The following is a 13,241-nucleotide window of genomic DNA, read 5'->3' on the forward strand; positions in this document are numbered from 1 at the left end:
TCTGCTTTTTTAGACTGCTGTTTTACAATACACGCAATTGCCTAATGCTAAATAAAATTGAATTGAAAGCATGTCTGTTTTCAATCTGTTCTTAGCTGCTTTTTAAATTTTTAATAGGACGACCCAAGTGACCGACTCATCAATGCGCCTTAATAAATACATCAGTGAAAGTGGCATATGTTCACGCCGTGATGCCGACCGTTTTATTGAGCAAGGCAATGTGTTTATTAACGGTAAACGTGCACAAGTGGGCGACCAAGTTTCTTTTGGCGATAAAGTTAAAGTAAACGGCCAAGATATTGAGCCAAGAGATGCTGAAGATTTGGTGTTTATCGCACTGAATAAACCTGTCGGTATTGTCAGTACCACAGAAGGCACTGAGCGAGACAACATTGTTGATTTCGTCAATCACTCCACCCGTATTTTCCCTATTGGCCGCTTAGATAAAGACTCCCAAGGTTTGATCTTTTTGACCAATAACGGCGACTTAGTGAATAAAATCCTCCGTGCTGGGAATAATCACGATAAAGAATATATTGTCACGGTGAATAAACCGATTACTGATGACTTCATTAAAGGCATGGGCGCTGGCGTACCTATTCTTGGCGTAGTGACTAAAAAATGTAAGGTTGAACAAGTCTCGCCTTACGCATTCAAAATTGTGCTTGTGCAAGGTCTTAACCGTCAAATTCGCCGCATGTGTGAATATTTCAATTTTGAAGTCACTAAGCTTGAACGTCAGCAAATCATGAATGTCAGCCTAAAAGGGCTACCGATTGGCGAATGGCGTGACTTAGACAAACAAGAATTAGATGTGTTATTTGAGATGATCAAAGACTCATCATCTGAAGACAAAAAAGCAGCACCAAAGAAAAAGCCTAAACCTAAGCCCAAAACAGCTTCAGAGCGTGGAAAGATTGAAGGCCCAGAGCACTTTATGCAGCATAACCGCAGCACCAAACATAAAGGCCAAGCAAAAGGTGGCGGCAAAGGCCAAACCAAAGGTCAAGCTAAGGGAGCTGGTAAAGGCGGCAAAGGTAAACCTAGTGGTGGTCGTAAGCCAAATCGCGCGCGTTAATAACGAGTTACAGCTGATATAAATAGGGCGCCAGTAGCAATACTGGCGCCCTACTTTTTTAGATTTGATAACAAAGTTATTTGCCTAATAAAAACGTCATCGGAATATTCAAACGTTCAGCCCAATCACTTTCATTATGGGCTTTACCTTTAAAGAAGTGGGTTTGCCAAAGGGCTTTATCATAGCCTGAAGTCTCAAACAGTTTATCTACCTCAGCCTGCAAAGGCGGATACATGGCATCTAAAGTTTGATCGCCATAATCAAAGTACAATTTCACTTGGGGATTAGTGGCAATCTGTTTCGCCAAATACTGGTTAAACACCTGTGGGATCGGGTTATCTTCTTCAGCGAAAGAGCCTGGCCAATGGGTCGATAAGCACGCCGCACCGCCAAAGACTTGTGGATATTCTAGCGCTGTATACCAAGAGATTAATCCGCCCATACTTGAGCCCATAATGAAGGTATTTTGCTTGTCCGTTGCCACCTTAAAATGTTCATCAATATAGGGCTTTAACTCAGTAACGATAAACTCAGCATATTTATCAGAATACACTGCTTGAGCTAATAACTTTTCAGTTGCATTGCGCTGGGTTTGATACAAACTGGTTTGCGTGTCAGCAGTTAAGGATTCAAAAGGTTTTTGCGGAAAATATTCGCTATGACGAGACTGCTCAGCATTATGAACCCCCACAACAATAAACGGCTTAATATCTTTACTCTTATTAAGACTTGCTGCGGTTTCATCGACTTCCTAAGCAGTACCATTCCATGACTGATTCGCATCATATAACACCTTGCCATCATGCATATACACCACGGCATAAGGCGCTTTAGCAGGATAATCCTCTGGCAGCCACACATCAATAGGACGTGGTTTTATCAGCGTAAATTCGATAGCGGCTTCATCAAGGCGTTGTAATTTCCCTTGGCTGACAACAGGTAATGACTCTTGTGAAGATTCAGTTGCTGCGCCATTGGCTGAGTGCGAAGTATTATCAGCCATGACTAAATTGACAGGTAAAAATGAAATGATAGATAAAAATGAAAGAGTACAAACACTGTTCCTTGCTTTCTTGAAGCTTAAGCACTCCATAATTATTCCCTTATATTCTCGATAGCTCCAGCTATTTTGATTGAACAAAATCATAACTTACATCCAAGTCATTAACGACAGGGTTAAAGTAATAAGCAAACCTCACTACCCCTTCTGAGCTATAAAACTCTTTACCAGTATCATCCACAATAAAAAACTGTGGGTATTCTATAAGATAGGCATAATTTGCTTCAATAACTTTATCTTTACTATTAATCTTACTGTTAAGTCTAAAAACATAAGTTAATTTATCAGTAAAGCTTTTACCATAGCTCCAACTAATCTCTTTATTATTGCCATTGGTCAAAATTTTCGAATGCTTAGAGAGTGTTAAATCATAAAAAGTATCAAGCTTGTAATTTTTTTTAAGAACGTCATTAGGATTAACTGTTTGTTCAACCTCTAACGCACCATCCCCATCTTTGGGAAAGTTTAAAATAAGTTGTTCATCAAACACGTACGAATTCTCTCTTACACCTCTTATCAATAAATTAATGTGTTGCTCCTTTCCATTTCCATAGGGCGCAACCAAATCACCAACTTCTAAATCGTAAGAGTAAAACACATTCTTTAAAGGAAGCTCAACAGTCACCAACTTGGCATACCTATTATTATTAACCTCCTCAATTTTATTACTACTGCATCCCAACAGGACGAAGCAAAGTGATATGGGAAAGAGTATTTTTAAACTCAATAATTTCGAAAACTCCATTTAACGACCTCAACAATCCAATTTTTATAAGACTGATAATACCTAAACAAGGTAAATTCTCGAATATTTATCACCTAGCCACTTAATTTTCTATTTTCCTCTTAAAGTCGTGTTACGCCCACAGCCTAAGCCAAACATAGCGCCGATGATGCTAGCCCCTGCACAAAGCCATAATGCAGCAGCCCAATGACCTGATAGCGAAAATGCATAACCCGCCAACATAGGGCCAATAGCAGCAAGACTATAACCAAAACACTGAGACATTCCCGACAATGAAGCCGCCTGATGCTGATCATCAGTTCGTAAGCTAATAAACGACAAACCTAAGATAAAGCAGCCGCCAGAACAAAACCCCACCATCATAGTCCAATAAAGGGCAAACTGAGGCGCATATAACAGTCCTAAACTGGCTGAGGCTGCAAGCATCGCTAACGTGAATGCAAGATAACGCTGATCCTTGAGTCGTGACATTAATGGGATCAAAATAATCCCAGGTAAAGCCGCAGCCACTTGAAACACACCATGGATCATGCCCGCTTTTTCAGGACTATAGCCTGCATCCACCAAAATACTCGGCAGCCAGCCAACAATAATGTAAGTCAGAAAAGAGTTAAGCCCTAAAAAGAGGGTGATCTGCCAAGCCAATGGAAACTGCCAAATACGACTTTGTTGGTCGCACTCTAGCACCTCAATGGTAGGTTTCGTTTTGGAGCGCAGTTGCGGCAACCACACCACCAGACTCACAATCGTCAGTAATGAAAAAGACGCTAATGCGGCCGACCATCCCAAATCATTATATTGAGAAATAGGGAAAGACAAACTCGCATATCCTCCTGACACTAACCCCATAATCAACACATAGCTGCAGGTAATTAACGCAACCTTGGTTGGGAAGTCACGTTTGACTAAACTTGGCAGTAATACATTGCCAAAAGCAATGCCCACCCCGATGACCCCTGTACCAATAAATAACCAATTGCTTTGCTCTATCATCCGTGAAGCGCCGCCAATACCAATCAACAATATGGCAATGAATAAGCTAAATTCTAATCCGAAACGTTTAGCGATCATTGCAGCAATAGGCGATGCGATCGCAAATGCAATTAAGGGTAATGTAGTAATCATGCCAGCGAGGGTTTCTGACAACATAAATGCAGCGGTGATTTGATCTAGCAGTGGTCCAACACCTGTAATTGGCGCCCGTAGATTCGCTGCAATAAGTAAAATTCCCAACACCAATAAACAGCTACTCGCAAGCGAACGAGTGCTAATACTAGTACTAATAGGTTTTTCAGGGGACGGCATAATGTCACAGGTGTGCTCTACAGATGACAAACTCAACACTCCAAAAGAGAAACAATTTTCCCGTATTATAATCAGGGATAATCAAATTTAATTTAGCAATAAAGACAAAAAACAACTAAATTAAGACAATCATATTTAAATAGAGTCAATATGAAATCACAGACACCGCTTACCGCCTTTGATATGCAAAGGTTTAATGCCCGCTCGGAACCTGTCATAGCGATATTAGAAGATGCGGTGCTTTCCAACGAATTGCCTTTACACACCCATCCACAAGGTCAGTTAGTATTTGCCCATCAAGGATTTGTCACCTGTGATGTAGCCTCTACCATGTGGATGGCTGCAGCCAACAGTGCGATTTGGATCCCAGCAGAAACGCCACACTGTAACCGTGCATCCGATGATGCCAAGCTGTTTTATCTATTTATTCAAAATAACCTACGGGATTTGCCCACCAGCACCTGTACCTTAAGCATCTCACCGTTATTAAAAGAAATGATTTTGCATCTCACCACTGTGTCTCAGCACTATAAAGCAGGTGACGAAACCTCAAGGTTGGTAGAAGTATTATTAGATCAACTGCAACAAATGCCACTTCAGGAATTAGGTTTCCCAATGTCTGAAAACAGCATTATTCAAGCCATAGCAAAACAACTTATTAAGCAGCCAGACGATCGAAAAACCTTAGCTCAATGGGCACATTTACACGCCATGAGTGAACGCACTCTTGCAAGGCTAGTAAAAAAAGAGACCGGACTCAGTTTTGGTAAGTGGCGTAGCCAGCTCCATGTCATTGTGGCCTTGCAGTTATTATCACAGCAGCAATCAGTGCAACACATATCAGAAAAGCTCGGTTACGAATCAGTGAGTGCTTTTATCACCATGTTCAAAAAAGCACTGTCAAAATCACCCAAACGATATATGAAAGAGTTAGCTCAATCATGATGTTTCCGACTTCTCTGTGTGCTACTTTTTAAAAATGACAACAAGCAGCCATGGAGCTCATAACGTTATTGAGCCGGTATTTTATAAGGGAGTTACTCCAAGCATTTAGGTGTTATCTAAATTCTGGAATAAGTTGTTTTAGCGGCATTAACAACACCAATCACTTCAGATAATCAGTTATGAGTAATAAGAAATATCTGAAATTAATCAGCAGCTGTGGTTACACGATAATGAACCTATCAGCATCTACTAATTATCCTGTTTTTCTTCAGCCTTCATCCGCTCAACATCTTCTTTAGTGAGTCCCATCGCTTCTGGCATATAACAGGTTTTCACCAACTGAAACATTTGCACTAAAGAGCTCAATTGCCCTGCATGCATTTGCAGGTTTAATAACGCCATGGCGGCGCCTAGTTCATCGCCATCAGCAATCTCAGGCACGTTACTTAATGCTTTATTGGCTTGCGTAAGCTGGGTAATCATACCTTGGTATTCTGTGACTTTTTCAGGCAGATAACAGGTCGACGTTTCAGGGAGTTGCGCTAAAAAGTGTTCGAATTCAGTCACAAATAAGTTAGCTTCAATCAGAGTTTCATTCCCCAATAATTGTAATTGCTGCACCTTGCCACTGTTAAACACCGCGCTAGCGCTCTTGCCCGCTTCTGCCATTTGATTAAAGTCATCCATTAACTGGACCTGCATGTCTGAAAGTAACTGACTTCTTTGTGCAATGGGTCTGACTTTAGCATCAAATTCGAGCATCGCTGCTCGGTTATCGGCATAAGCATTAATACTCAACCCAGCCATGAGTATTGTTACAGCAACATACTTAGCAAATGTCATTCGAATGGTTCCCTTAAAAATGTAGTGCTGGCACTCTGAGTGCCATTAAACGAGTTAATTCATAGTCACAGAATACCAAAAAATTGAATAGGATTTTAAAATAACAGTATCCTTTTTTACTCTTTAAAATACGGACATAATTAACAATGAAGGCTAATTCTATTGATGCTAACTCCCCCGCTGAATATAGCGATATCGACATATTTGATACGGCGATGGCTTTAATTACTCATATTTCCAGAATTACATCACTAAGTATTATTTATATAATAATTAATAACTTATAGAATACGAAAGTCGTTACTCAACTGGTTAAATTTGAGTACTTTATATTCAAGGATTAGGAAAATAAAATGGATTTTACCCCCAATTGGCGCCCGTCAATCATCGCGGCTGCGCTTTCAATTGCATTAGTTGGTTGTGGCTCATCAGACTCTGATGACAGCGCTCCAGAACAAGACAAGAATATTGCACCTCAAATAACTTCTTCGGCAATCGTTACTGCGATTGAAGATATAGCATATAGCTATCAAATTACTGTGACAGATCCTGACGACAGTAATAATGGAACAGATCTAAACTATGAATTAACCAACGCTCCTGAAGGCATGCTTATATCAGATATGGGGCTCATTACTTGGATGCCAATTGAAGGAGTTCTGACATCAGGCTCTGTGACAATAAGTGCTTCTGATGGTGGTGAAGACGGTGCCACTGCTGCAACTCAAAATTTTGAAGTCATTGTTACACCTGTCAATGATAGCCCTTTGATAACTTCCACCCTAATGCTGACCGCAGTAGAAGACATACTGTATACATCTCAAGTGGTTGTAGAAGACAGTGATGACCTATTAGAAGGCTTAAATTTTTCGTTAGAAAATGCACCAGAAGGCATGGTTATTGATGCGACTGGACTTGTTTCATGGACACCAACTGAAGGTGTTCTTACTTCTGGCGAAGTAACTCTAACAGTCGCAGACGGTGGTGAAGATAACGCTGTTGCTGCAACAGATATATTTGAAGTCATTGTTACACCAGTCAATGACGCTCCAACGGTATCGTTAATAACAGAACAAACCGTTAATGCGGGTGAGACATTTACATACCAATTAGCGGTATCTGATGTTGATGATTTAAATGTTGAAAATGATATTAGCTTTGAAATGATTTCTGGCCCAGCAGAATTAACCATTTCTGCAACAGGCTTAATCAGTTATAACTCTGCTGTAACTGAGACCACATTAACTGATATATCCATTAGTGTGGCTGATGGTGGTGAAGATGGCGCTGCACCTGCAATCGTTAGCTTTAGTCTTGATGAGAAGTTTTTTGTGGCTGTTTCAGGTAGCACAATCAACTACTTCAATGGCGAAAACATTGTTGACAGTTCCGTCATGCTATCTAACGGTGATACCCTGTCGCAACTGGCCACTTCTGATGCTGATGGAAATTTTTCAATCTTAATTCAAGATACTGAAATAACTGATCGCTTAACTTTATCTGCTGATGCAACTGGTTTCGCTGAAGCAGCCATTAGCTTCTCTAGTTCAGAATTAGCTCAAGCACACAACTTACTCTTATTACCTGTACATCAGACGGTAAGTTTTGATGCCTCACAGGTTAATGAACTCAGTGTTGAAGATACATTATTAGTCACTTTACCTGAAGATAGCCTAGTTAATGCCAATGGCGATTTAGCTGAAACTGCAGTTCTCGCTGAGCTAACAATCATTAACCCTGCCATTGATATAGAAATGATGCCAGGTGACATGTTGACCATAAATGAAGCTGGCGAGATTGTGCCGATTGAATCATTTGGCGCAATTACCGTTAGCTTTGAAGATGAAAATGGTAATCCACTACAACTCGCCGAGGGGAAAACTGCAGAAATTCGAATTCCTGCAGTCGGTAGCTTCCCCCCTAGCACTATTCCACTTTATTACTTTGATGAAATATCGGGGTTATGGGTTGAAGAAGGCGAAGCAACTCTAATGAATGACAACGGACAATCTTATTACGCAGGTAATGTGAGCCATTTCACCACTTGGAATGCTGATAGAATTTATGAAACCGTATTCATCAATGGCTGTGTTGCAGATGTTGAAGGCACTCGTCTTACAAGCGCTAGATTAAATTCAGATGGCCGAGATTATTTTGGACGCTCTGTCACTTACTCTGACTCAAATGGTGATTTTAGCTTGCCAGTACGTCAAAACTCTTCAATGTTAATCGGCGCATCATTGGGCTTTCAGAGTAGAACAGAAATAATGGCAACAGGAAGCGAGGATATCACTTTGCCTGAGTGTCTAGTGCTTTCTGAAGCATTAACGAAAATCACCTTAAATTGGGGGGAAGCGCCTCGGGATTTAGATTCACACCTCTTTATTAGCCAAGGTGATACTGAACTAGGACATGTTTATTTTGGAAATCGTGAAGTGACTATTGAAAGTAGTGTCATTTATCTTGATGTTGATGACATCACAAGCTATGGACCTGAAGTTATTTCAATACCTAGCTATCCTGTTGCGGGTGTTTATGATTACTTCGTTTATAACTACTCTAGCTCACCAGCGATAGACCCAGCAACGACTCGAGTAGAAGTTATTTTTAATAATGAGCAATACTTATTTACTCCACCAACAGAAGATATCACTCTATGGTGGCATGTTGCTCAAATAGAGAAGTCTGCTGAAGGCATTCTAACATTTACTCCGATGAATGAATGGGTCGACGCGCCAGACAGAACGCCGCAATCTTTGTCTCTGCCTTCGTCTTATTCGACTCAAGCTGCACCACTAAAAGCGTTGCCTTTAAAAGCAATAGATTCATTAGTGAATGAGCTGATTAACAGTAAATATTACGTCAAATAGTATTAGCTTAGTTCGCTTTCAATTAGGAAATAGCTTTAAAAGGGTTTAGTTCATCAATTAAATCCTTTAGTCATCCAGATTGAAACGTACACAAATTTATTGTCGGTTAAAGCCATGCGCCCGTATTTGTACGGGCGCATTTATTGTTGGACCCTTAATATGTTTTCACCATTTATATCAACCAAAATGACAAAATCAGTCTTTATTGCACTCATTATTTCAGTCTCTATTCCTATACAGGCAAAAATTAAAGCGCCACTATTTAATCCACCTGAAGAGGTGAAAAAAACGGAAAGTTTAGTCCGAAACTACAGTCCTTATTCGTTGATCAATCAAACGGTGAAGTCGATTAACGCTTTACCAGTAGAAGGCAGATTGACACGAATTAATTATCGCTTAGACCCGAAATTTACACCTCATAACTTACACAATAATTATCTTGAGCAAATTAAGGACTTAGGTGGTGAGATCATTTTTAGCTGCATTAATAAAGCCTGTGGTAAAGAGTCGAAACTTAAGAACTATATTGAGCCAATTGACAATGTCGGTGGTCGTAACCCTGCCTTAACCACTTCAAAAATAACACTTGAAAACCATGATGTGTACGTATCGATATACATCAGTGACTGGAAAAAAGCCACTAATATTCAATTGGATATCATTGAAGTTATTGATGAGCCCTTAGATATAATTGCTATTGATAAAGACTATCTAAAAGCTGAAGTGAGCGAAATTGCCGTAAAGGATAACAGTAGCAAGGATGAAAGAGACTCGAGCGATCACCCGATGCTCACTCGAATTCCTGGGGCTTACATTCAAGACTATAAGACCTTTCAATTTGGCCAAACCACTGTCGCTTCTAAAAAAGTCGGTAAGAAATTCACCACAGAAGTCATTGAAGGGAAAATTACCGATATTGCTTATCGATTACCTCGCAGCTATTCAGAATACGAAGTGGATGCAAACTATCAAGCTGCACTTAACAAGCTAGGGTTTATCGAGACTTTTAGCTGTATTGCAAAAGAATGTGGAACCGATAGCAAGTTCCAAAGACACTTCAATGCACTCGCCACAAACGGCACCACAGAAAGCCAATTCTATCGCCTTTATTCACTAAAAAAGCCAACAGGCAATGTGTATGTGATGACGTACATAATTGGTTATATTAATGGCCTTTCGAGCGAATTACGGATCATTGAAGAAAATACATTAAACACTGAACGCTTAACCATTGATTTAGATGGCCTAACAAACAAAATAGCGCAAACAGGCCATGTTGCGCTTGATGGCCTATTGTTTGAATTCGACAGTGACAAACTGATGCCAGAGGCAATGGAGGTTATAAAAGTGGTTGCAGAGTATCTTATAAATCACCCTAAACAAGGTTTCTATGTTGTTGGCCACACTGACGATCAAGGCGGGCAAAGTTATAATAAAGCGCTGTCAGAAAAACGCGCCAAAGCGGTTAGGAATACATTAATAAACAACTTTAATATTAAGCCTTCGCAAGTTGAATCAGCAGGGCTTGGTGAATATGCGCCTGTTGCTAGCAATATGAATGATGCTGGTAAAACACAAAATCGCCGAGTCGAGCTGGTGCTGAGATCAGATAATAAATAAGCCCTATATTAAATCGCAGGATTACAGACACAAAAAAACCAGCATCTCTGCTGGTTTTTTCTTAAGTTAAAACAACATAATCGAAACTGATTAAGCTGTTTTCACTTTCCAGTTTACCGTTTCGCCCGCAAAGAAAGGCACGATTGGGTTCTGGTTTGGCAAGATGATTTGCTCAGGAACAACCCACTCTTCTTTAACTAAGGTCACTGTACCTGTATTGCGCGGCAGGCCATAAAAGTCTGCACCATGTAAGCTGGCAAAGCCTTCTAACTTATCTAACGCACCTAAGTCATCAAACACTTGAGCGTAAAGCTCTAATGCAGACCATGCGCTGTAACAACCCGCACAGCCACACGCAGACTCTTTACGGTGTTTTTCGTGTGGCGCAGAATCTGTACCTAAGAAGAACTTGCTAGAACCCGTTGCCACAGCAGCTTGCAATGCTTGCTGGTGAATATTGCGCTTCAGCACCGGTAAGCAGAAGTTATGTGGGCGTACGCCGCCAACTAATAAGTCATTACGGTTTAACAATAAATGCTGCGGGGTAATCGTTGCTGCAATATTGCTTGGCGCTGATGCCACAAACTCAGCGGCATCTTTGGTGGTGATATGTTCAAACACGATTTTAAGCGTTGGCATGGCTTCAACAATGCGCGCCATATAGCGATCGATAAACTCTTTTTCGCGATCAAAAATATCAATGTGCGATTCAGTCACTTCACCATGCACCAGCAATAACATGCCTTGCTCTGCCATCACTTCAAAGATTGGAAATAATGCATCTAATGCTTTAACCGCTGCATCAGAGTTAGTGGTGGCTCCTGCTGGGTATAATTTTGCTGCAACAACGCCTGCCGCTTTGGCATCAATGATGTCTTGCGCAGTGGTATTGTTGGTCAAAAATAGCGTCATTAATGGCTCAAATGAGCTACCTTGCGGACGCGCAGCTAAAATACGTTCACGATAAGCTGACACCATCGTAGCGTCAGTAACAGGTGGCACTAAATTTGGCATCACAATAGCGCGCTGAAATAAACGAGCGGTGGCTGGTACGGTTTCAGCTAACATGTCTCCATCACGGAAATGAAGGTGCCAATCGTCCGGCGTAGTAATAGTGATTTGCGTCATTTAGGTTCCCTAAAAATCGATTACGAATAATTGCGCGCTATTGTGCCTGAAAACCCGTTTTCTTGATAGACACGTTATTTAAACGCTGACTTTGCTACAGCAAAAAATCCCTACAGTTATTACTGTAATCACAAGTTATTTATCAATCACAAGATTGTATTTTTGTCATGACTCCGTGCTAAATTAAATCAACAACACGATTTGATATTGACGCATAATGCAAAACACAACTAGAGCTAGTCGTTCGGTAAGCTTATCGTTATAAAGGGAATTTTATACGTGCATCATTTTTCGCTTTCCAAAGTCACCTTAGCCACAGCCTTATTGCTATGCGGTCAAAGCGCGCAGGCCAATATCGACTTTTTTGATCCCATTGATGGCTACTTTGATGCGGGCGAATACCTTGCAGAAAACGCCTACGGTTTTTTACCTGTGCCTAGCATTATTACTGAACCCTCTGTTGGCACAGGTTTACTATTGATGGGGATTTTCCTCCATGAGACGCCCGAACAAACTGAGCTACGCCAACAAGTCGCGAAAGAGTCAGTGGATGGCGGTGCCCAGCTCCTTACACCCGGTATTTCGGCAGCGGGAATTGGCGCTACCGATAATGGCTCAAAGTTTGGCTTTTTAGGCCACCGTGAAACCTGGAAGCAAGATCATATTCGCTATCTTGTCGGGGGTGGCTATGGCGATGTAAACATGAACTTTTATAGCCAAGCTGACTTTGGCCAAGATTTATCCTTAGATCTAAATATGCAAGGCTATGGTCTGATGCAAAAACTGCAATTTAGGCTATTTGATAGTTCAGTATTTCTAGGTGTGACCCAAAAATTTGCCCAGGTCGATTTAGCCAGCAATAAAGACACTTCATTATTACCGCCTGAGTTAGTCGATCGCCTCACTGACATAATCGATCTTTCCCCTACAGTGTCATCCCTTGGCGCCGTGCTGCAATACGACAGCTTAAATAACTTTTTTATGCCCACCAGCGGTTATGACTACACCTTAGAATACGACTGGTTTAATACTGCCATCGGCAGTGATTACGACTACCAAACCATCAAAGCTACTGGGATTAACTATTGGCCACTCATAAAAGATGTCACCTTAGGCGTTAAGCTAAATTATCAAACCATCAGCAGTGATGTTCGCTTACCCATCTTCACTTACCCCTATATTGAAATGCGTGGTATTCCGCGAAACCGCTATCAAGGTGAAGCCGTCTCCACCGGCGAAGTTGAACTTATGTGGCGCATAACCCCAAGGTGGATGGTGTTATCTTTTGTCGGAGCTGGTCTTGCGGGCGACAGTAATAGCAACATGTGGGACAGCGACGAGCAAACCGCCTATGGCGCTGGCTTTCGCTACACTATAGCAAGGCGTTACGGTTTGCATATGGGGATTGATGTGGCTAAAGGCCCAGAAGATACCGCATGGTATATCAATGTCGGCACAGGGTTTTAATGTTTGCTGGCTTGAACTGGTCGTTGCTACTGTGATTTCCAAACTTCGTTTGGATTAACGTCGTCGTTCACTCACTTTGAATTGATGTCTCTGAAATTGTGATTTTCAAACTTCGTTTGAAGTAGATCAAAGTCGTGGCGCTTCGCCCACACCAGACTAAAAGGGAGTGAACTGCGACTC

Annotated in this window: 11 protein-coding genes; 5 read left to right on the top strand and 6 right to left on the bottom strand. The window is 41.2% G+C overall.

Going from position 1 to position 13,241, the window contains the following annotated elements:
• Positions 1-127 precede the first annotated feature (127 nt).
• Complete coding sequence (gene rluF, locus LMH66_RS17890) at positions 128-1,078, top strand: 23S rRNA pseudouridine(2604) synthase RluF (protein WP_324295188.1); 951 nt, start codon at positions 128-130, stop codon at positions 1,076-1,078.
• Between the two features lie 76 nt (positions 1,079-1,154).
• Here the strand turns inward: rluF and LMH66_RS17895 are convergent, their stop codons facing one another.
• From LMH66_RS17895 to LMH66_RS17910, 4 genes are all read right to left on the bottom strand, one after another.
• On the bottom strand, positions 1,155-1,787 hold the full coding sequence (locus LMH66_RS17895; RefSeq protein WP_420709437.1) for an alpha/beta hydrolase: 633 nt from the start codon (positions 1,785-1,787) through the stop codon (positions 1,155-1,157).
• A gap of 42 nt (positions 1,788-1,829) precedes the next feature.
• Positions 1,830-2,171 (bottom strand): hypothetical protein, encoded by a 342-nt coding sequence (locus LMH66_RS17900; RefSeq protein ID WP_229372032.1) that lies wholly within the window; start codon positions 2,169-2,171, stop codon positions 1,830-1,832.
• A gap of 31 nt (positions 2,172-2,202) precedes the next feature.
• Positions 2,203-2,763, bottom strand: coding sequence for a hypothetical protein (locus LMH66_RS17905; protein WP_229372034.1), 561 nt, complete (start codon positions 2,761-2,763; stop codon positions 2,203-2,205).
• Positions 2,764-2,973: 210 nt separating this feature from the next.
• A complete protein-coding gene (locus LMH66_RS17910; RefSeq protein WP_229372054.1) occupies positions 2,974-4,188 on the bottom strand; it encodes an MFS transporter in 1,215 nt (404 codons plus the stop codon).
• Between the two features lie 150 nt (positions 4,189-4,338).
• On the opposite strand from LMH66_RS17910, the gene LMH66_RS17915 reads away from it, so the two are divergent.
• Entirely contained in the window at positions 4,339-5,133 is a 795-nt protein-coding gene (locus LMH66_RS17915; RefSeq protein ID WP_229372036.1) for an AraC family transcriptional regulator, read from the top strand.
• Between the two features lie 249 nt (positions 5,134-5,382).
• Here the strand turns inward: LMH66_RS17915 and LMH66_RS17920 are convergent, their stop codons facing one another.
• Positions 5,383-5,976, bottom strand: a complete 594-nt coding sequence (locus LMH66_RS17920) for a hypothetical protein (RefSeq protein ID WP_229372039.1) — start codon at positions 5,974-5,976, stop codon at positions 5,383-5,385.
• 353 nt (positions 5,977-6,329) lie between these two features.
• On the opposite strand from LMH66_RS17920, the gene LMH66_RS17925 reads away from it, so the two are divergent.
• Complete coding sequence (locus LMH66_RS17925) at positions 6,330-8,846, top strand: putative Ig domain-containing protein (RefSeq protein ID WP_229372041.1); 2,517 nt, start codon at positions 6,330-6,332, stop codon at positions 8,844-8,846.
• Positions 8,847-9,005: 159 nt separating this feature from the next.
• Positions 9,006-10,466, top strand: coding sequence for an OmpA family protein (locus tag LMH66_RS17930; protein WP_229372044.1), 1,461 nt, complete (start codon positions 9,006-9,008; stop codon positions 10,464-10,466).
• 90 nt (positions 10,467-10,556) lie between these two features.
• On the opposite strand, the gene pyrC is transcribed toward LMH66_RS17930, so the two are convergent.
• Entirely contained in the window at positions 10,557-11,594 is a 1,038-nt protein-coding gene (gene pyrC, locus LMH66_RS17935; RefSeq protein ID WP_229372046.1) for a dihydroorotase, read from the bottom strand.
• A 279-nt stretch (positions 11,595-11,873) separates the two neighbouring features.
• Between pyrC and LMH66_RS17940 the strand changes: the two genes are divergently transcribed.
• Entirely contained in the window at positions 11,874-13,061 is a 1,188-nt protein-coding gene (locus LMH66_RS17940; RefSeq protein ID WP_229372048.1) for a BamA/TamA family outer membrane protein, read from the top strand.
• Positions 13,062-13,241 lie beyond the last annotated feature (180 nt).

It is taken from the genome of Shewanella sp. 10N.7 (assembly GCF_020806285.1).
Lineage (GTDB): Bacteria > Pseudomonadota > Gammaproteobacteria > Enterobacterales > Shewanellaceae > Shewanella > Shewanella electrodiphila.